We start from the raw sequence: 19,952 nt of genomic DNA, 5'->3' as shown, positions 1-19,952 counted from the left end.
AGTTCTGTTTTAGAAACTACATTTTTTTCTACCAGCATTTTCACCCGCCCCATTTCAAGTTCTGCACCTTTTGCATCGGCTATGGCACTTTGTAAACTTGCATTTGCCTTAGCCAGTTCTGCGGCATATTCTTCACTGTTAATCCGGAAAAGTATTTGACCTTTTTTTACTTCTTTTCCTTCATCAACATACACTTCTTCCAGATATCCTTTAACACGGGCGTAAATTTCTACGTTTTTCACAGCTTGTATGTCACCTACGTATTTTCGGTGAAATTCTGTTTTCTGTGTTTTTAATTCTGTAACCGGTATCGTTGGAATTGAATCTTTGCTTTCTGCGGTATCTTTGCTTTGCGTAGTACAGCTGGCAGCAAACAGGCCTAGGCCGAGTAAAACAGCCAAATTGTAATTTTTCATGATGAGTATTTAAGAGGTTGAAAATTAATGTTTTATATGGATTGAGGAATAGGATGTAGCGCACAAATTTATCGCCTGTGAATTTTACAGGACTTGAAAAGTGTATAAGCTGAATCTGTAAATACGCGCTTAGAAGCTGGCGTTTTACGTCAGATTATACGATAATAAAATGTTGCGGCTAAATTTATTTGGTAAGGCAGGAAGCCTTAAAGAATGACTAGAACGGGCAAAGACGATGAAGAAAGCTGTAATAATCCGGCAAGGTAAGTAATCCCTCAGTGGAGCCGATAACTTGCCTGGTGTAATGTTGAAATACAGATTTTGCGGAAAAATAAAAGTATTCTGAAAGGATGGATTCGAGGCAAATGAACCGGTAGTTGGAAGTTCTGTGACGTAAAAGACTCGACAGGTTTTCTTTCCATTCAAATTCATCTGCGCTTAGAAATGTCTCACGTTGACAAATTGAATCATCAATTTCAATTAATTCATCTTCCTCAACGTAATATTTATTATTGAAAGGAGATAAGTGTTTGATACCGAAATTAGTCCTGCATGAAGCCTCCGCCTGTCCGAAAAACAGTGCTGAGGCAAGGATTTGCCCAATGCAAAAAAACAATATAAAAGTTCTTTTTAGCATGGTGCCGATTAATATCAAAACATTGAAAAATTCATATTTTTATAATGAATTCAAGAATGATTGGAATTAAATTATTGGAAATACAATACTGTGACCCAATAGTTCAAATATAATAATTCAAGCCTGCAAAGCAAATTTTCTGGATTGTTAATACATGTTAATGAAATTTAATTTTTTTCTAATAGTGAAGTTGAGCAGGTAATTTTACAGCTTGAAAACTATGCTTTTTTACATTAGTATTGGATTGTTTTACAACGATGTAATCTCAAAAAATCTTTATGATAAAACTATTTCTTTTCATCAGTCTTTGTTTTATTTCAGAATGTAAATCTGCCGTGGCAGCTGATAAAGGTATTACTTCTGATAAAATTATTATTCAGAAAGTTACAGACAACGTTTATCAGCATATCACCTATTTTCAATCTGAGACTTTTGGAAAAGTTCCTTGTAACGGAATGATCGTTTTTAACAAAAATGAAGCGGTTGTTTTTGATACGCCAGTTGATGATTCAACCTCTTTAATTTTAATAAATTGGGTTAGAGATAGTTTGCATTGTAAAATAGTAGCTATTATTCCAACACACTTTCACGAAGATTGTCTTGGCGGCCTGGCAGCATTTCATAAGCAGGGAATTCGATCCTATGCAGCAAATCAAACAATTAAATTCGCCAAAGCAAAAAACTACCAAATCCCTCAAAACGGCTTTGATAATTTACTTGAATTGAAAGTTGGGGGTAAAAAAGTTATTGCAGAATTTAATGGAGAGGGACATACAAAAGATAATATCATCGGATATTTCCCAAGTGACAAAGTAATGTTCGGCGGATGTTTGATCAAGGAAATTGATGCAACAAAAGGGAATCTTGAAGATGCTAATGTAAATGCATGGTCAGAAACGGTAACGAAGCTAAGAGGAAAATATCCGGATACAAAAATCGTAATTCCAGGGCACGGCAAAACGGGTAATACGGCTTTACTGGATTATACAATAAAGCTGTTTGCTCCAACGAAATAATATTATCAGGAAAACTGCCCGGTATATAACTGGTAATATTTCCCCTTCTTCAATATCAGATCATTGTGATTTCCACGTTCGATAATTCTTCCGTATTCCAAAACAATGATTTCATCTGCATTTCTGACTGTCGATAATCTGTGAGCGATGACAAAGGTAGTTTTGCCTTTCATTAGCGTATCCATTCCTTGTTCGATTAACCTTTCAGTTCTTGTATCAATAGAGCTGGTTGCTTCATCCAGAATTAAAATCGGTGCTTCGGCGACTGTCGCGCGGGCAATGTTTAATAATTGTCTTTGTCCCTGGCTTAAATTACTTCCATCTCCATCCAAAACAGTATTATAACCCTGAGGCATTCTGGTTATGAAGGAGTGCGCGTTGGCAAGTTCGGCAGCATGAATTACTTCCTGATCCGTTGCGGATAATCTTCCGTAACGAATATTTTCCATCACAGTACCCGTAAACAAATGTGTATCCTGCAAAACAATAGCAAGGGATTTTCGCAGACTTTCTCTTGAAATATCTTTTATATCAGTTCCGTCGATCGTTATTTTTCCTGATTGAATGTCGTAAAATCGTGGAAGTAAATTGATGATCGTCGTTTTTCCGGCCCCAGTCGAGCCTACAAATGCAATTTTGTGACCCGGTTTTACGGATAAATTTATGTCATGTAAAATAACTTTATCCCCACTGTAACTGAATGTCACGTTTTCAAAGCGGACTTGGCCTTCCACTTTTGAAAGTGTTATTGCATTTTCAGCATCAGCAGGTTCGGGCAATTGATCCATCATTTCAAAAACACGTTCAGCACCGGCCAAGGCAGCTTGTAAACTGTTTAGCTGACTGGATAATTCATTAATCGGTCTTCCGAATTGTCTCGAATATTGAAGAAAGGAAGCCAGACCACCAATATCCAAACCTCGTGTTACAGCCAGAATTCCACCGATTGTAGCCGTTAATGCATAATTGATCGTACTCATATTGATCATAATCGGCATCATCATCCCCGAAAACATTTGTGCTTTCGTCGCCTTATCGCGAAGATCAAAATTCAGTTTTTCGAAATCTGTTTCTGCTTTTTCCTCGTAACCAAAAACCTTCACGACTTTGATTCCGGTGATGATTTCTTCAATATAACCATTCGTTATCCCCACTGCTTTTTGCTGTGCAATGAAATAATTCTTACTTCTCCTGATCACCTGAGAAGCCAGGAAAAGCATAAGCGGAACCATCACCAGTGTCACCAAAGTCAATAATGGGCTGATGTATAACATGAGCAGAAATGTGCCGGTTAATGTTATAATGCTCGTGAAAATCTGGGTGAGACTGTTGTTCAGAGATTCACTGATCAAATCCACATCATTCGTAAACCGGCTCATTAAATCACCATGACTGTTGGTATCGAAAAACTGTAAGGGAAGTGATTGTAGTTTTTTGAAAAGATCATTTCTCATTTCGTTGACCGTTTTTTGAGAAATAATAATCATAAAACGACTTTGCAGATAAGCCGCTGTCGCACCGGCAATATAGATCACGAGCATAATTCCGAGCATATGAATTAAGCCATCCACATCCTTTGGAATAATGTAATCGTTGATCAGCGGACGAAGTAAATAGGAGCCCGTTAAGGAAGCCAACGTATTGATCAATATAAATAAAACGACTGTAAAAAGTCCTAATTTATTTTTTTGTAAATATCCCCAGAGCCTACGCACGGTCAGACTCATATTTTTTGGCTTTTCTACGGCAAAACGTCTTCCGGAACTGGAACCCGGCATTCCGCTGGGAGCTGCTGCTGTTGATTGTGATTTGTTGTTTTCGCTCATGAGGCTATGGCTTCATTTTGCTGTTGAGACTGGTAAATTTCCTGATAAACCGCATTGGTTTTCATTAGTTCTTCATGCGTTCCGACGCCGATAATACGTCCGTCGTCCAGGATAATAATCCGGTCAACAGATTCTATTGAACTGATTCTTTGGGCGATGATAAAGGTGGTTGTGTTATTATGATTTTCCTGCAAAGCAGTTCTGATTTTTGCCTCGGTAGCCGTATCAACAGCGCTTGTACTATCATCCAGAATAAGAATTATGGGCTTTTTTAAAAGTGCTCTGGCGATACATAATCTCTGCTGCTGTCCGCCGGAAAGATTTACGCCGCCTTGTCCTAAAACGGTTTCGTATTGCTGTGGAAATGACATGATGAAATCATGTGCCTGAGCATCTTTTGCAGCTGAAATTATTTCGTCATTGCTGGCATCCGGTTTTCCCCATTTCAGATTACTTTTTATCGTTCCTGAAAACAAAACGTTCTTTTGAAGTACTGTCGCGGTTGCTTCTCTCAAATGTTTCAGGGAATAATCACGGACGTCAACATTATCAATTAAAATTTGGCCTTCGGTAACATCATATAACCTTGGAATCAATTGAACAAGACTTGTTTTTGCAGAACCTGTGGCACCAATAATTGCAATTAATTCGCCCGGCACGACTGTGAATTTAATATCTTTCAAAACGAACAAATCACTTTCACTTTTGTACTTAAAACATACATCCCGGAATTCAACTTTCCCTTTCTGAATTTTCAGATTTTGGCTTAATGCGGATGGCGTATCGTTTATATCAATTTTTGTATCGAGTACTTCAATGATTCTTTTGGAAGAAGCACTTGCCCTGGAAAACATCATGATCGTCATGGAAAGTAACATCAGCGCGATCAGGATCTGGGTTATGTAGCTGATAAAGGACATGAGCTGTCCAACCTGCAAATCGCTGGTCATCACTTTATTTCCACCAAACCAAACAACGGCGACAATCGAAATATTCATAATCAGCATCATAACGGGCATAATCAAAATCACGATTGTTGATGCTTTGACGGACATTTCCATCAGATCGTTATTAGCTACTGAAAATTTTTGTTCTTCAAAATCGCTTCTGACAAATGATTTGACAACGCGTATATTGGTCAGGTTTTCCTGGATTGCTGCATTTACGCGATCCAGTTTTTTCTGCATTTTGGTAAAATACGGAATGCCTTTTTTCATGATAATAAAAATGGCAAGACTTAAAACCGGAATGGCAACAGCTATAATAATTGTCAGTTCCCTGTTAATTTGCACAGCAAAAATTACTGCACAAACCAGCATTAATGGAGCGCGTATTAATAACCGCAAAGACATCATGACCACCTGCTGCAAAGTATTTATGTCATTTGTTAATCTCGTTACCAAGGACGCGCTACTGAATGTATCAATGTTTGAAAAAGAAAATTCCTGTATCTTTTTGAATAAACCTTGCCGCAATTCACTGGCAAAACCGACAGATGATTTTGAAGAAAAATACACATTGCCGATCCCGCCGATAATGGCTACCAGCGATAAGCCGATCATCAATGCGCCGGTTTTAAGAATGTAAGATGTATCCTGATTTTTAATTCCAACGTCCACAATATTGGACATTAGCATCGGCTGGACGATTTCGCCGAAAACGTCGATGATGGCCAGTAAAGGGCCCAGAATCATCGCAGTCTGGTATTTTTTTATAAAAGGAAGATATCTTTTCATTAGTACAAATACTTCGGGATTCAGGAAATTGAAAAGAAGACATTGGCACCTGGTTGAAAGCACCTTTATGCAAAATAGATATTAATTTTTTTAAGGCTGCTACAAAAATCCTGCCGCTGAATTTTTTAATGTTTAATTAATGTCACTTTAAAATAAATAGCGGTTTCTTTATTAATGTTTTTCCTAAGAAAATGTATATTCGTGAACAATTAAATCGGAGCATAATTGCTTGAAGTTAAAGCCTTACCAGCTATTTGGTAAAGCAATTCTAAAATATGAAAGTATTTCAAATTAAAACTTCCCGTTTCATTTTGACAAAAATGACCAGCGCAGACAGCGACAAATATTACAGGCTTAGTGACAATGATAAAGTAATGAAATTTGTGACCGGTGCTGCGTTGAGCCGTGAGGAATCGGATAAGATGCTGGGGCAGATTCTGAGAGAAAATGGCACCAATGATTATTTTGGAAGATATTTAGTTGAGGATATTAAAACCGGTGCCTTGGTAGGTGCGGCAAAACTGGAATCTTATGGTACAGAAGTAGAAATTGGATACCGGATTATGGAAGAATACTGGGGGAAAGGCGTAGCCACTTCCATAGCGAAATCCCTGATTAGATTTTCCATAAAAACGTTTGATCCGACAGCTGTAATTGCATTTGTGAATATACATAATACTGCTTCTATAAGAGTATTGGAAAAAGCAGGAATGAAAAACATTGAAAGTATTGAAGATATTGATGAAGAAAAATTTAAATTCAGTTATTCACATAAAACGAACTCTATCATGAAAAAAGCGCTCTACATTATTCTTGGGTTAATCGGGATTTTCCTGATTGCAGCCTTTATTATGCCAAAAGATTACGCAGTTGAAAGAGAAATTGTAATCAACAAACCGAAAGCGGAGGTTTTTGAATATCTCAAATCGTTGAGAAATCAGGATAACTGGAGTGTCTGGATGAAGATGGATCCTCATATAAAAAAATCATATAAAGGCACGGATGGAACAATAGGTTTTACGTCGATGTGGGAGGGAAATGATGATGTCGGGAAAGGTGAACAGGAAATTAAGAAAATCAGCGAAGGGGAGCGTATTGATACGGAATTGCGATTTATCAAACCTTTCGAATCCAATAACGATGCTTACATGATCACGGAAAGCGCGGGAGAAAACCAGACGAAAGTGAAGTGGGGATTTTCTGGAAAAATGCCTTATCCGATGAATGCGATGCTGCCTTTTATGGGCATGGAGAAATCGGTGGGTAGTGATTTTGCCAATGGGTTGAAGAATTTGAAAGAGATTTTGGAGAAGTAGATTTGTTGTGCAGAATGCACGAATGTTGACTAATTATCTTTTGATGATTTTTAAATAATTCAAATCGTTTTGTTCTGAAGTAACAAAAGCCTTTCATAAACCTCTAATATCAATTTACCATGGGTTTAAGAGATCCTCGTATTGACGCATACATAATTAAATCGGCTGATTTTGCTATGCCGATTCTTGATTATTGGCGGGGAACGGTTCATGCGGCATGTCCGGAAGTGAAGGAAACGATGAAATGGAGTATGCCTTTTTTTGAATATAACAATTACAATTTATGTAATATGGCAGCCTTCAAAAATCATTGTCGCTTCCACTTTTGGCTGGCTTCAAAGATGAGTGATCCGGATAAATTATTTTCGGAAGTTGAAGAAGCCAGCGGAATGAGTCAGTTTGGAAAAATAACAAAAGTGGAAGATCTACCTTCGGAAGAACAAATATTTGCGCTTATTCATGACGCCATGTCATTGATTGATAAAGGGGTAAAACTTACCAAAGATCCTGCGAAAAAAGTGGTGAAAGAATTGGTAATACCGGATTATTTTCTGGAAGCTATTGATGATAATCCTGATGCTCAGGAAAATTTTGAACGGTTTACGCTATCGCAAAAAAAGGAATACGTCGACTGGATTGTTGAAGCAAAAAGTGAAACAACCAGAATAAAAAGGATGCAACAAGCTGTTGAATGGATGGAAGAGGGGAAAGCGAGGCATTGGAAATATCAGAGGTAAGCTATCGGCTTTCAGCGGTCGGCTGTCGGAATTTGCCTGAATTAAAATCTATTCAGAACAAGTTGATAGCCGAGAGCCGATAGCCTTTTTTAAAACCTGCCGTTTTCGTCGGCCAGTACATATCTGAAAGTGTAGTATTTTGATTCTTCAGTGGGCACATCTTCCGGTGCGCCTTTGTAATAACTGATGAATTCTATTTTGGCGAATTTGCCTTCTGCTGTTTTTACAACAATGGTTCTTCCCACAATTGGAAGAATGGCGTGGACGCTCATATCATATTTATACCAGGAATTTCCGCTGCCGCTCGCAATTGCATTTCCGCTTCCGCCATCCACTTTATAACCTTCTTTTGGTGCTTCGGTAATGGTATCAAATGGTTTTTCAACAATGATTGCGCCGCCTTGTCCTGATCCGCTGGTTCCGCCATTTGTCAGGATTGTGGTTCCGCTGAAAGCAAGGTCCCATTTAGTAGTTTTAGAATCCGCTGCCGCAACTTCTGTTCCACTTGTAAGGCTGAAATAATTATAAGCGTTCGGTTGGGTAACTGCACTGAAATCTTTGATCACATGAATTTCAGATTTTAATATTTCGTTACTCATAGTGCATTCGAATTTAGCTGACTGACTAAAAGATGAACCGTTTGGTAACGAAGTTATTAATATTGAAATATATATAAGAGATGTAAGCATGATTAAAAATCTGTTTGTATCTTAAAAATCACAGAAAATGGCCTTATGGCTGTCTTCTCTGATTTTTAAGATAATTTGGGAATGACTAAGCTCCTTTTTTAACCAGTTTGTATTCCAGTTTCGGCTTTCCTCTTTCTCCGCCATCTGTCGATGTGAAGCTTATGAATCTAAGTTTGTACACATTTCCGGCAGCATCTTTGATAACATAGAAACGATCCGTTTTTACACCAACAGTACCACCCGAAGTTACTCTCCATTTCGAACCGATCACATCACGATCAGCACTGAATGTAGTAGTGGCGATATTGCTTTCTACATAAGCGTCGTAAGTTGCAGTTGTTGTCAAAACTTCCGCTGCTGTCACACCAGCAAGTTGATTGATGAAAACAAGATCGGAGAATCCGTAAGGAATATTGGTTGTTCCTGATGCAGTATAGTACATGCTGTAACCCCACTCAAAATCCCAACGTGCTTTTGCAGGCTGAACAGCAACAGTAGCACCTTTTACAAGTGAAACAAACTGGAAGTTGTAAGTTGGATCTTTCGTAACATCAAGGGTTTTAAAAGTGGTATCGTTCAACAATGCATATTGCAAAGTATAACCCGTAGTACCTTTACGGATAATTCGGATTTTATATATCTGGTCGGCTGGCAAAACAGTTGCTGAACCGCCTTTACGGTTCAGGATATAAACTTTATTGTCAGCATCCGTTGCAGAAATTTCTTTGATAAGGGTTTCTGCAAGCTTGCCTGAATAACCATCAGATAACGCCAATGTTCCCTGTCCTTGTCCGATTGCCAGTTTTGTAAGGTCGATATCTGCCGCAGTTACAGCATTAAGATCAGATTTATCGAGTCCGATTGCAGAAGCACCGTTTGAGGTATTTATTGTAACTCTGAAATCAGTTCCTGCATAAAAGCCAAGATCCCAGCTGTCACGTAATACAGGCGTTTGCGTATTCGCGCTCAGGTCAAGAAAAACAGAATTTGCTGCACTTGAACCGGCTTCTGTTCCCGCGATTCCATTTAGCTGAATACTTGTTCCGTCTGAAATGATGGCTTTGAAACTAAGCTTCAAGTCCGTATTTGTACCAACCAAAACTGGTGAAGCCACAGAAGTAATTTTAAACTGGATACTTTCGTCTCCATTCAAAAGAACACCTGCTGTTTTAAGCACTTTAAAAGTAACACTGCTTGCTCCGGCAGGGACAGTTAGCGCCAAAGTATTATTAGTAGCCGCAGGAGTTGTAGTGAATTGTGTACCGTAAGTTACCAAAGTTGGTGTCAATAAAACCGAAATAGCCGTAGCTGTTTCAGCTGCTCTGCTCAATACGATTTTTACGTCAACAGATTCTCCGTCAAAACCTTGCGCAGTTGATTCGAAGGCGGCAGTGTTGTCCGGCAACGCTGGATCGTCGTCTGTGCAGGCATTGAAAATACCTAAAAAGGCAATAATGAGTAGAGGCTTGAATAATTTGTTCATAATTGTTTTGATTAATTTAAAAAGGGTAATAATTATTTTTTAGACCAGTGGATATTCATGCCAAGAAAGTAGGAGCGACCGTTAAATCCTGGTCCGGTAGCGTCATGTCCGGAACCAATTGTTGTGTTTTTGATCGACGTTAAATCAAAAAGATTTTTTGCTCCGCCAATCAGGTTTATATACTTTCCTAATGTTTTGGTGACAGTGAGATCAGCCATGTTATAGCCGCTGATCTGTCTTAAACTGGCAGTAACCGGTGTGCCGCTGATCAGTGCATAAGCAGGTTTTTTGCCAGTGTATTTATAGAAGAAATTAATACTTGCTCCGATTTTTGAAAAGTTGTAAAGAAGATTCGCATTGATTTCCGGCGACCACACAAATTCAGGCAGGCCCTCTGTTACACCTTCTGACTCATCCAGGATTTCATTATAAGTTCCGATATAAGTGGCACCCAAAGTTGCCTGAAGGTTTTTCCAATAAAATTTGTTGTCGAGGCTAACGCCTGTCGTTTTATACAGGCTGATGTTGAGATAAGTGGTTTGACTAGGATTGGCCGGATCAAAACCGGTATCGATTCTGTTATGAAAAATGTTGTAAAATCCCCCCAAAGTAGAAGTCACTTTTAGCGAAGACTGCTGCATAGCGTGCCAAACCAGAAATGTATTAAAGCTGTTCGAATATTCAGCTTTCAGGTTTACATTACCATTAATAGAGTGCGACGCATCATGGAAATCAAAATATAATTCACGCAAAGCAGGAGAACGGAAGCCTCTCGCATAACCCATACGCAAATCGAGCACATTGTTCAGCGTGATCTTGGCATTAAGGGAAGGAATTACAGGAGGCGCGTCATAAACTGAATTTTTGAGAAACCGCACACCCGGACTTAACTTGATAGCGGGCGTTATCTTCAACTCTGATGACACAAAAAATGCATATTCGTTGATTGTTGGAGAACCTTTGATCCTTGCTCCACTGGCGTTATTGTTGTTAACTTCAATGCCCGGCAGCAGAGATACGTTAGGAGAGATTTTGTAAAGTGCTGTTCCCCGGAAAAATACGGTAGTGAAAATTGACTTGTCCTGAGCGGCAGCATCCAGAGAGAGAGTCCGTTTTCCAGTATTGAAGTCTATATTGGTACTCAGTGTTTTTCGGCTGTAATCTGTGTAAGAAAGTGCTCCTGTGAAACCTAGCTTGTCGCTGGCATGATATTCGCCCTGCGCCTGGTGAAACCACCGTTTGGTAATATAATCTTTGTCTCCGGCTGTATTCGCGACATTAATATTTCCAAGATATTTAATGGTTTCATCTGTTCCGTTAAAACGGTACCAAACATTCCATTTTTCTTTTGAATAGCCAATTCCTGCGTTGTAAAGCATTTGTTCTTTTGGCATCCAGGCTTTTACGCGGCCGGTAGAATCTCCCTGCCAGCCTCCAAAATTATTTCGTGTCACACCGGCATTTAACTGAAATCCCTTTTTCTGCCAAGTGATGCCAATGTTTTCATTATGTGTGCCTTTTTTATCGAAAGCATTGTATTCATCACCAATGGTTTCTTCCTGAATTCTTGCGGAAACGGATAAATTATCACTTCCATCACCTTTTTTTGTAATGATATTAATAACTCCTGCCAGGGCATCGGTACCATAAATGACGGACATAGGTCCTTCGACAATTTCTATTCGTTCAATCGTATTGATGTCGATTTGTCCAAGACTTTCACGTGTTGCACCACGATCAACGAGTGGAATTCCGTCCAATAGTATTTTTACACTTTGCCCGGTCATACCCATAAGCTGGATATCGGTGGTTCCCAAGGTAGGATCGTTCGAAAACCGGATTCCTAACTCCGTGTTCAGGATTGTCTGAATATTGGTTGCACCTCTCAGGCGGATACGTTCACTATCAATTGTCCGGACCTGATACACGGAATTGCGAAGAGATTGTTTGCCGAATTGACCGGTAACTACTGCGTCCTGGAGTGAAATTCCATTTTCCTGAAGCTGGATATTTTCCAGTGTCAGGATTTTTCCGGCGGTTATTTCAACAGGTAATTCTTTCTTTTCATTTCCTAAAACACTTACGATCAGCGTGTAATTTCCTTGCGGAGCTTTTAGGTAAAATTTGCCGTCAGCATTCGTGGTATTACCATATTTGGTGTCTTTCAAAGTTATGTTTATACCTTCGAAAGATTTATTGTCCTGCGTTAAAATCTTTCCTCTGATCTCTCCATTTTGTGCGATTACTGTCTGAGCACCAAGTAAGGACAGAATCCAAATGAGTGTAAATAGATGTTTCATTTGAGGGGTATATCAATTTAGACCAATTATATTTTACAAATAAATAGTTAATTAGACTAATTACAAAGTAATTGTTGGGGAAATAATTTATTATCTCTCTTTGACTGGATTTTTGAATGAAATTATATTGTTAATTTGAGGTTGTGCTGATTTGGGCAACGCTTTATTTCCCGGGGTTGAAACCCCGCGCTACAATATCGGTCATGCCTACGGCATTTGGATCTGGGTTTGGGATTGCTTTTTCACGGGTTGTGAAAGCCGGGGTTATAAATTGGTCATGCCTATGGCATTTTGGATCTGGGTTTGGGGGATTCTTTTTCCCGGGGTTGAAACCCCGCGCTACAATGTCGGTCATGCCTACGGCATTTGGATCTGGGTTTGGGATTGCTTTTTCCCGGGTTGTGAAAGCCGGGGTTATAAATTGGTCGTGCCTAAGGCATTTTGGATCTGGGTTTGGGGGATTCTTTTTCCCGGGGTTGAAACCCCGGGCTACAATGTCGGTCATGCCTACGGCATTTGGATCTGGGTTTGGGATTGCTTTTTCCCGGGTTGTGAAAGCCGGGGTTATAAATTGGTCGTGCCTAAGGCATTTTGGATCTGGGTTTGGGGGATTCTTTTTCCCGGGGTTGGAGCCTCGCACTACAATGTTGATCATGCTACGGCATTTGGATTTGAGGTTGGGATCGGTTTTGCCCGGGTTGAAAGCCGTGGATATAAATCGGTCATGCCTACGGCATTTTGGATCCGGATGGGGAATCATTTTTCCCAAACGAAAATATGTTTTTGAATCGAAATCCAATAAAGGCAGATTTATAATCTGCGAACCAGTGCCTTCGGCACGACCAACATTGTAGCCCCGGGTTTCAACCCGGGGTCGGAACGATGCAGAATAATTCCAAAGTGCCGTAGGTACGGCCGATATGTTTATTTAATAACCGCCTTAATCGTCACAGTGACGACATCTTTCAGTTTCCAGTTACTTTCACCAACTTTATAATCCAGACGATTAATATCAAAAGTGCTTGAAACGGCATAGCCACCATCAGCATTTTTCTTGGCTTCAAAAGGAAACGTAACCGTTTTGGAAATATCTTTAATAGTCAGAGTGCCGATAGCTTGATATAATTCCCCTTTCTTTTCAATTTTTGACGATTTGAAATGAATATCAGGATATTTGGCAACATCGAAATACTTGTCACTTTTCATATCCTTATCTCTTCCATCGCTGTTCGTTTTAAAAGAATTTGTCGCAATGGTGAGGTTAAACGTGGAGGTGTTCAAGCTATTTGGATCGAAAATAGCTCCTCCTTTTGGCGCGTTAAAAGTGCCTTTACAAGTTCCAAGGATAAACTTTACGCTAAAATCGGTAGAACCGGAAACCACTTTCGAGGTTTGTGCCTGACCTTGGAAAAATACCAGCACAGCGATAACTAAAACTGCGAATTTGAATTTCATAAGCGAATCTTTAAAGGTTTCGGCAACACAGGGTTTTATAATTCTTCCAGAATTGAATTTCCTTCGGATAAATCTCCTGAGGTCCACTGCCATTTTTCGTACAAACGTATTTTTCCGTCAGGTTTAATTTCCGGTGTTGATTTACAGATGCCGGTTGTGATTTCGCCACGATCGTTTACCTGATGATAGCGCATATCCAGGCATCCATTTCCGTCAACAAGTGCAATTAAATGTCCTGAACGGATATTAGCACCTACGTATTCCGACGTCAGAAGGTTGCCTGATTGTTTGTAATGAAACTGCATTCCCAAATCTACCTCACCGTTTTCAGAGTTGGAAAGCGGAATAAAAGTTTTGCCGTCGTAATTAATCATTCTTCCTTACTTAGATATTTCTGTGTTGTTTAAAGGTTGTTTTTGATGCATAAACTATCCACGCGTTCAGTCAGTCTTTTTAACAAATCAAGTTGTTTTGCCTGTACATCAAATAACGTTTTTATCTGTTCTTCCAAAAGCAAATCCATTTTTTGATGCAGGCTGCGTACTTCCAGTTCAGCTTTCATATTGATCAGATAATCATTTTCCGCACGAATTCTATCTTTTTCTTCCTGGCGATTTTGGCTCATCATAATAATAGGGGCCTGCATAGCTGCTACGCATGAAAGGATTAGGTTCATCAAAATAAATGGATAGGGATCAAATTGTTCCGCTTTGGGAAGCGTTGAATTGTAGATAATCCATATAACGAGGATAACACTAAAAATAATAATAAACGTCCAGCTGCCACCAAACCGGGCAACTTTGTCGGAAACCCGTTGTCCCTGCGTTAAGATTTCCTGTGGCGGATGTGCAAGATTATCCACGATAAGCTCTTCTTCTTCAAAAGCTTTGGTGACAATATCATGTAATTTTTTAATCTGCTCGCTTTGGTTGGCAAGAATGTCGTCAACTTCATTAATAACTTCGGCCATCTTTAATTCGGGAGTTTTATTTTAAAAGTACGAATTAAAGATGGCTTACAAATTATTTCACAGAAGTAATCCACCAAACGTTTCCGCTCGGATCGGTTACGCCGCAGCTTCTTCCATATTCCTGATCTGCCGGCTCCATAATAGTGGTTGCGCCTTCGGAAAGTGCTTTTTGATACGTTTGATCAGCATCTTCAACATAAATAAAAAGATTAGCCGTTTCCGTTTTCCATTTTTCAGTACTGTCACAAAACATAATTGTGCTGCCGTTAATCTGGATTTCAGAATGCATGACAACGTCAGTGTCGTCGCGCATTTTCTTGAACGTTACTTCTGCGCCAAAAACTTTTGTGGTGAAGTCAATGAATTTCTCAGCCGATTCCAGCATTAAATAGGGCATAATCGTTTGATGCCCGTTTGGGATTTTCATAGTGCTCATAGCTTTTGTTTTAATGTTTAAGCAAATGTATCATGCTTTAAAACCGCATAATTGTAAAAACACGACATTATTTATCCCTGTATTCTGCGCCTTCTGCTTTTCCGGAAAAGAAGAATCGGGGATGTTGGCCGGAAAATTCTTTAAAATCATGAATAAAATGAGACTGATCATAATAGCCACATTCGTAAGCGATTTCTGTAAGTGATTTTTCAGAATCACCATACATATTTAATGTGGATTGAAAGCGGACAATTCTGGAATATAACTTCGGGCTGAAACCGGAAAAAGCTTTGAATTTTCTTTCAAATTGTCGGGTTGATAAAAAACTTTGTTCAGCCATTTGTTGGACATTCGCAATCCCATTTGTCTCAATAATATTACAAATTGTTGAAAAGACGGCGGGTTCGTGTCTGTAATTCCGGGCTATCTTTTTTTCAAGAAATCCGGAAATGATTTCGACTCTTTTCTCATTAGTTTCTGCCAGCATTATTTTTTCTTCGAGAATCTTACCTTCATTTCCCATCAAAGTTGGAAGATCCGGCATTTCATTGCTCAGTTCATCCGAAGGAATTGAGAACAGGAATGGTAAAGCAAAAGGATAAAGATAAACACCAAAAATCCCAAAGTTGCGACGAACAATAAAACGACGGAAATTTTGAGATTGACCGTGAAGGCCAGAATGGAACGATGTTTCGATTTTATCTTCTGAGAAAATTTCGTCAAAAGGAGTTTGATAGTGAAAAATCATTTCGGCGCAACCGTCGGCCATAACCCGGTGGATATAGGGTTTTTCAGAGTTTACTTCGTCTTCCAGTACCCAAAAGCACCTGACGAATCCGGAAAGTTTTGGGGAAGGAGAAATGGTTAAATATTTCATAAATCCTGAAATTAGTCCTGATTGAAACCATTCAATATTTGAAAATGAGGATACGTTTAGGAATTGCCCTGGAAAGTGATTGTTGTCATTTTTTATAGTTCCTGATACCTATATTTTTGGCGACGTATCATAAAGATAACTATCTGTGATATAAGTCTGATAAAAAAGTATGATTACTTTTACCTTAAAAAGCAATAGGTATATTTCCGAATTCCTTTAATACATTTGAAACATAATTCGGTATAATAATTTAAATTGTTCAGGTAAAACAGATAACAAAAGCTGCCTGTTTGCAGTATTTGAATTTGAAATCTTGATTTTTTTAGAACTATTATTCAAATTAGAATTGTTATTAATAGCAACTGGTCAGCTATCCGGAAGGTTTGGCGTCAGTTTTCTTACTCAGTCGATTACTAATTATACTCAGTTTCTGTCATGAAATTAGTGCCCATAGAAAAGCGTACCGGACTTACACGCGAAGAGTTTATCGAAAATTATTTGAAGCCAAGCCGCCCTGTCGTTTTTACAGATTTGGCAAAAGACTGGCCAGCCATGCAAAAATGGACGTTCGAATGGCTTCGTGAAAACCATGGACAAATCGAGATTCCGTTGGTGGATAACCACATGCATGATGCGGATAAATATTTCCAGATTGCCAAAACAATGAAATTTGGAGAATATCTTTCACTGATTGAACAAGGTCCGACAGATTTAAGACTTTTCCTTTTTGATATATTCAAAAAAGCACCTTCTTTAACTGATGATATCCGTTTTCCAACCATTATGGATGGATTTTTGAAATATTATAAATTTGTATTTTTCGGTGGTGAAGGCTCTATTACAAACCTTCATTATGATATGGATTGCTCAAATGTATTTTTGACACAGTTCCATACCCGTAAGCAGGTTATTTTGTTTTCACCGGAAGAAAGCACAAGACTTTACCAGCATCCCTTTACGGTAATGAGCAAGGTGGATCCGATCAATCCGGATTACGAGCGCTTCCCGGCAATGAAAGGTGCAGTTGGTCATGAAACGACTTTGCTGCACGGTGAAACCATTTTTATTCCTTCGCTTTGGTGGCATTATATCCGATATCTTGATGGAGGTTTCAGCCTTGCTTTGAGAGCGAATAATTCTGTCTTTACGGCTGTTCGTGGTGGTATGAATATTGTTCGTCATACTGTTGTAGATAAGGGAATGGCTTCGCTGCTAGGTATCGAATGGCAGCATTGGAAAGAGAAAAAAGCGGTAGAAAAAGCACAGCAATTAATTGCTCAGGAAGCATAAGGAAAATAGCGGCGCATTCCAAAGAAACTATTTTATCTTTGGAATGCGTTATGATTTGTATTCCTTTTATGTTTTGTTATGAATTTCGAACTCACTTCAGAATACCAGCCTACGGGAGATCAGCCTGAGGCAATCAGACAACTTTTAGAGGGAATTGCAGCCGGAGAACCTGCTCAGACATTGTTAGGTGTTACGGGTTCCGGGAAAACTTTTACAGTAGCCAATGTGGTAGCGGAAATCAATCGTCCAACGTTGGTGTTGAGCCATAATAAAACCTTGGCTGCTCAGCTTTATGGCGAGTTTAAGCAGTTTTTTCCTAATAATGCGGTTGAATATTTTATTAGTTACTACGACTATTATCAGCCCGAAGCCTTTATTTCAAGCACCAATACTTATATTGAAAAGGACCTGATGATCAATCAGGAAATTGATAAACTGCGTTTACATACGGTTTCTTCTCTAATGAGTGGACGTCGTGATGTGATCGTAGTGGCTTCTGTATCATGCATTTATGGTGCTGGTAATCCAAATGAATATAAAAAGAGCATTGTAAAAGCAAAACTTGGAGATATTGTTAGCCGAAACCAGTTCTTATTCAGACTGGTAGAAATTTTGTATAGCCGCACCGAAGTTGAATTTGGCCGCGGAACTTTCAGAGTGAAAGGCGACACGGTTGATATCTATCCTGGTTATGCGGATTTTGCTTATCGTTTCATCTTTTTCGGAGATGAGATTGAAGAGATTCAACGCATTGAGCCTGAATCAGGAAAGAAAATTTCCAGCGAAAAAGCAGTATCTATTTTTCCTGCAAATCTCTTTGTCACTGGCCGTGACGTACTTGCTCAATCGATCAAAGAAATTCAGGATGATCTGGTAAAACAGATTAATTATTTTACCAATAATGGCAGAGTATCAGAAGCTGAACGTGTTAAAGAGCGTACTGAATTTGATATGGAAATGATGCGGGAACTCGGTTATTGTTCTGGTATCGAGAACTATTCGAGGTATTTTGACAGACGTTTGCCAGGTCAGAGACCATTCTGTTTACTGGATTATTTCCCGGAAGATTTTCTGATGGTTGTGGATGAAAGTCATGCAACGATGCCCCAAATCAAGGCGATGTGGGGTGGTGACCGATCCAGAAAAGAAGCATTGGTGGAGTATGGTTTCCGTTTGCCGTCCGCCATGGACAATCGTCCGTTGACGTTTCAGGAATTTGAAGACCTGACTCCGCAGACTATTTATGTAAGCGCAACACCGGCGGATTATGAATTACGCCGTTCGGATGGTGTTGTGGTTGAACAAATTATTCGTCCAACCGGCTTATTAGATCCGGAAATTGAAGTGCGGCCAAGTTTAAATCAGATTGACGATTTATTAGAAGAAATTAATATTCGTATCAAACAGGGCGACAGGGTTTTGATCACGACGCTTACTAAAAGAATGGCGGAGGAATTGAGCAAATATCTGGATCGTGTTGGTATAAAATGCCGTTATATTCACTCGGAAGTTAAAACGCTGGATCGTGTTGAAATTCTTCGGGAATTACGTCTTGGCGTTTTTGATGTTTTGGTAGGTGTTAACCTTTTACGTGAAGGTCTGGATTTACCGGAAGTTTCGTTGGTTGCTATTATGGATGCAGATAAGGAGGGATTCCTTAGAGATATTCGTTCGTTGATTCAAACAATCGGTCGTGCGGCGCGTAACGAAAACGGGAAAGTTCTCATGTATGCTGATGTAATTACCGGCTCTATGGAACAAGCAATTGGTGAAACAAACCGTCGGAGAAGTATACAATTGGCATACAATGAAGAGCACGGAATTACGCCAAAAACAATCCTGAAATCGAAGGAAGCGATTATGTCTCAAACATCTGTTGCAGATTCGAAACCTAGGAAAATTTATGTTGAACCAAGTGAAATCCGCATCGCGGCAGATCCGGTTGTTCAGTATATGGGTAAAAATGATCTTCAAAAACTCATTAATGAAACCCAGAAAAAAATGGAAAGTGCAGCGAAAGATATGGACTTTTTGGAAGCTGCGAGGCTGCGTGATGAATTGTTGCAGTTAAAGGAGCAGGTTAAGAGTAAGGCATAGAAAGCGTTAAGTCGATCTACAAGTATTTCGGTACTTCTCATGGGTGCAGAGCACCGGAATACTTGTAGAAATTAACAATTTAAACAACCTCAACATGCGCTTTCAATAATTCCACAGCCTCAATCCAGTTATTAACCCTCGTGTGTTTGGTCACATTAACATTATGTCCGGCCGTAAAAAGTATCGGCATTCCTTTGTGAAAATCCAGATTTTTCAAATGATCATCAATTAAAAAGTCGGTACCTATCACACTTTTATCTCCGCAGAAAATAATGTTTCTCCACGAAATGAAAGGGAAATGTTCAGCCAGCCAATCGTGTTTTTCAAGCAGGGAATTTGGGAATTCCATAGCAGCCGAAACGATATATACATCAAAGTCTTTCTGTAATTCTTTCAATGCTTCAACGGCTCCTTCAATCACAGGTGCGTTGCGGAAAAATCCCGGTTTATAGATAAGGCTTCTTGCTGCTGCCGGATCGGGGAATGCAAAATCTTCTGGTTTTCCCAGCAATTCCGCTTTTTCAACCCGAACACCAAATTCTTGTTCGTATAAACTAATCCAGTTTGTTGCGATATCTGCAATGACATTGTCCATGTCGATGGCTACTGTTTTTTTCATTTTTAAATATAGAATATTGTGTAATGGTTTTGCGATTTTATGCAGCAAATGT

General features: G+C 39.3%; 19 protein-coding genes. 6 read left to right on the top strand and 13 right to left on the bottom strand.

All coding sequences use genetic code 11. The features are described from left to right. Both FDK13_RS13535 and FDK13_RS13530 read right to left on the bottom strand, forming a co-directional pair. A partial coding sequence (locus FDK13_RS13535; protein ID WP_137340519.1) for an efflux RND transporter periplasmic adaptor subunit occupies positions 1-416 on the bottom strand: 416 nt, incomplete at its 3' end. 217 nt (positions 417-633) lie between these two features. After that, positions 634-1,053: a hypothetical protein gene (locus FDK13_RS13530; protein ID WP_137340518.1), complete on the bottom strand. Its 420-nt coding sequence runs from the start codon at positions 1,051-1,053 to the stop codon at positions 634-636. 278 nt (positions 1,054-1,331) lie between these two features. Between FDK13_RS13530 and bla the strand changes: the two genes are divergently transcribed. After that, complete coding sequence (gene bla / locus FDK13_RS13525; RefSeq protein WP_137340517.1) at positions 1,332-2,069, top strand: subclass B1 metallo-beta-lactamase; 738 nt, start codon at positions 1,332-1,334, stop codon at positions 2,067-2,069. A gap of 5 nt (positions 2,070-2,074) precedes the next feature. Here bla and FDK13_RS13520 read toward each other — a convergent pair whose 3' ends face one another. Both FDK13_RS13520 and FDK13_RS13515 read right to left on the bottom strand, forming a co-directional pair. Next, complete coding sequence (locus FDK13_RS13520) at positions 2,075-3,895, bottom strand: ABC transporter ATP-binding protein (RefSeq protein WP_137340516.1); 1,821 nt, start codon at positions 3,893-3,895, stop codon at positions 2,075-2,077. Beyond that, entirely contained in the window at positions 3,892-5,631 is a 1,740-nt protein-coding gene (locus FDK13_RS13515; RefSeq protein WP_137340515.1) for an ABC transporter ATP-binding protein, read from the bottom strand. The genes FDK13_RS13520 and FDK13_RS13515 overlap by 4 nt, the downstream gene beginning before the upstream one ends. A 275-nt stretch (positions 5,632-5,906) precedes the next feature. Between FDK13_RS13515 and FDK13_RS13510 the strand changes: the two genes are divergently transcribed. Further along, complete coding sequence (locus FDK13_RS13510) at positions 5,907-6,947, top strand: GNAT family N-acetyltransferase (RefSeq protein WP_137340514.1); 1,041 nt, start codon at positions 5,907-5,909, stop codon at positions 6,945-6,947. A gap of 119 nt (positions 6,948-7,066) precedes the next feature. Then, positions 7,067-7,684 carry a YdeI/OmpD-associated family protein gene (locus FDK13_RS13505; RefSeq protein ID WP_137340513.1) on the top strand — a complete coding sequence of 206 codons (618 nt, stop codon included), beginning with the start codon at positions 7,067-7,069 and terminating at the stop codon, positions 7,682-7,684. Between the two features lie 89 nt (positions 7,685-7,773). Here FDK13_RS13505 and FDK13_RS13500 read toward each other — a convergent pair whose 3' ends face one another. From FDK13_RS13500 to FDK13_RS13490, 3 genes are all read right to left on the bottom strand, one after another. Then, on the bottom strand, positions 7,774-8,283 hold the full coding sequence (locus FDK13_RS13500) for an HmuY family protein (RefSeq protein ID WP_137340512.1): 510 nt from the start codon (positions 8,281-8,283) through the stop codon (positions 7,774-7,776). A 175-nt stretch (positions 8,284-8,458) separates the two neighbouring features. Next, positions 8,459-9,856 carry an HmuY family protein gene (locus tag FDK13_RS13495; protein ID WP_137340511.1) on the bottom strand — a complete coding sequence of 466 codons (1,398 nt, stop codon included), beginning with the start codon at positions 9,854-9,856 and terminating at the stop codon, positions 8,459-8,461. A 32-nt stretch (positions 9,857-9,888) separates the two neighbouring features. Continuing rightward, positions 9,889-12,156, bottom strand: coding sequence for a TonB-dependent receptor (locus tag FDK13_RS13490; RefSeq protein ID WP_137340510.1), 2,268 nt, complete (start codon positions 12,154-12,156; stop codon positions 9,889-9,891). A gap of 283 nt (positions 12,157-12,439) precedes the next feature. Here FDK13_RS13490 and FDK13_RS13485 point away from each other — a divergent pair, with 283 nt between their 5' ends. Next, positions 12,440-12,943, top strand: coding sequence for a hypothetical protein (locus tag FDK13_RS13485; RefSeq protein WP_137340509.1), 504 nt, complete (start codon positions 12,440-12,442; stop codon positions 12,941-12,943). A gap of 137 nt (positions 12,944-13,080) precedes the next feature. Here FDK13_RS13485 and FDK13_RS13480 read toward each other — a convergent pair whose 3' ends face one another. The 5 genes from FDK13_RS13480 to FDK13_RS13460 all read right to left on the bottom strand — a co-directional run bounded on the left by FDK13_RS13480 (position 13,081) and on the right by FDK13_RS13460 (position 15,894). Next, positions 13,081-13,611: a YceI family protein gene (locus FDK13_RS13480; protein WP_137340508.1), complete on the bottom strand. Its 531-nt coding sequence runs from the start codon at positions 13,609-13,611 to the stop codon at positions 13,081-13,083. 35 nt (positions 13,612-13,646) lie between these two features. Further along, positions 13,647-13,985: an avidin-fold protein gene (locus FDK13_RS13475; RefSeq protein ID WP_137340507.1), complete on the bottom strand. Its 339-nt coding sequence runs from the start codon at positions 13,983-13,985 to the stop codon at positions 13,647-13,649. Positions 13,986-14,014: 29 nt separating this feature from the next. Continuing rightward, on the bottom strand, positions 14,015-14,581 hold the full coding sequence (locus FDK13_RS13470; protein ID WP_137340506.1) for a DUF1003 domain-containing protein: 567 nt from the start codon (positions 14,579-14,581) through the stop codon (positions 14,015-14,017). Between the two features lie 52 nt (positions 14,582-14,633). After that, entirely contained in the window at positions 14,634-15,017 is a 384-nt protein-coding gene (locus FDK13_RS13465; protein ID WP_220417364.1) for a VOC family protein, read from the bottom strand. Positions 15,018-15,084: 67 nt separating this feature from the next. Further along, complete coding sequence (locus FDK13_RS13460; protein ID WP_137340505.1) at positions 15,085-15,894, bottom strand: helix-turn-helix transcriptional regulator; 810 nt, start codon at positions 15,892-15,894, stop codon at positions 15,085-15,087. Between the two features lie 435 nt (positions 15,895-16,329). Between FDK13_RS13460 and FDK13_RS13455 the strand changes: the two genes are divergently transcribed. Together FDK13_RS13455 and uvrB are read left to right on the top strand one after the other, a co-directional pair. After that, entirely contained in the window at positions 16,330-17,184 is an 855-nt protein-coding gene (locus tag FDK13_RS13455) for a cupin-like domain-containing protein (RefSeq protein WP_137340504.1), read from the top strand. Between the two features lie 78 nt (positions 17,185-17,262). Further along, positions 17,263-19,281, top strand: a complete 2,019-nt coding sequence (gene uvrB, locus FDK13_RS13450; RefSeq protein ID WP_137340503.1) for an excinuclease ABC subunit UvrB — start codon at positions 17,263-17,265, stop codon at positions 19,279-19,281. Between the two features lie 79 nt (positions 19,282-19,360). Here the strand turns inward: uvrB and FDK13_RS13445 are convergent, their stop codons facing one another. Then, positions 19,361-19,900: a 5' nucleotidase, NT5C type gene (locus FDK13_RS13445; RefSeq protein WP_137340502.1), complete on the bottom strand. Its 540-nt coding sequence runs from the start codon at positions 19,898-19,900 to the stop codon at positions 19,361-19,363. Positions 19,901-19,952: the final 52 nt, after the last annotated feature.

The organism is Dyadobacter frigoris, from assembly GCF_005280585.1.
Lineage (GTDB): Bacteria > Bacteroidota > Bacteroidia > Cytophagales > Spirosomataceae > Dyadobacter > Dyadobacter frigoris.
Note: the sequence above shows the minus strand (reverse complement) of the source record. Positions and strands in the feature narration are given on the sequence as shown.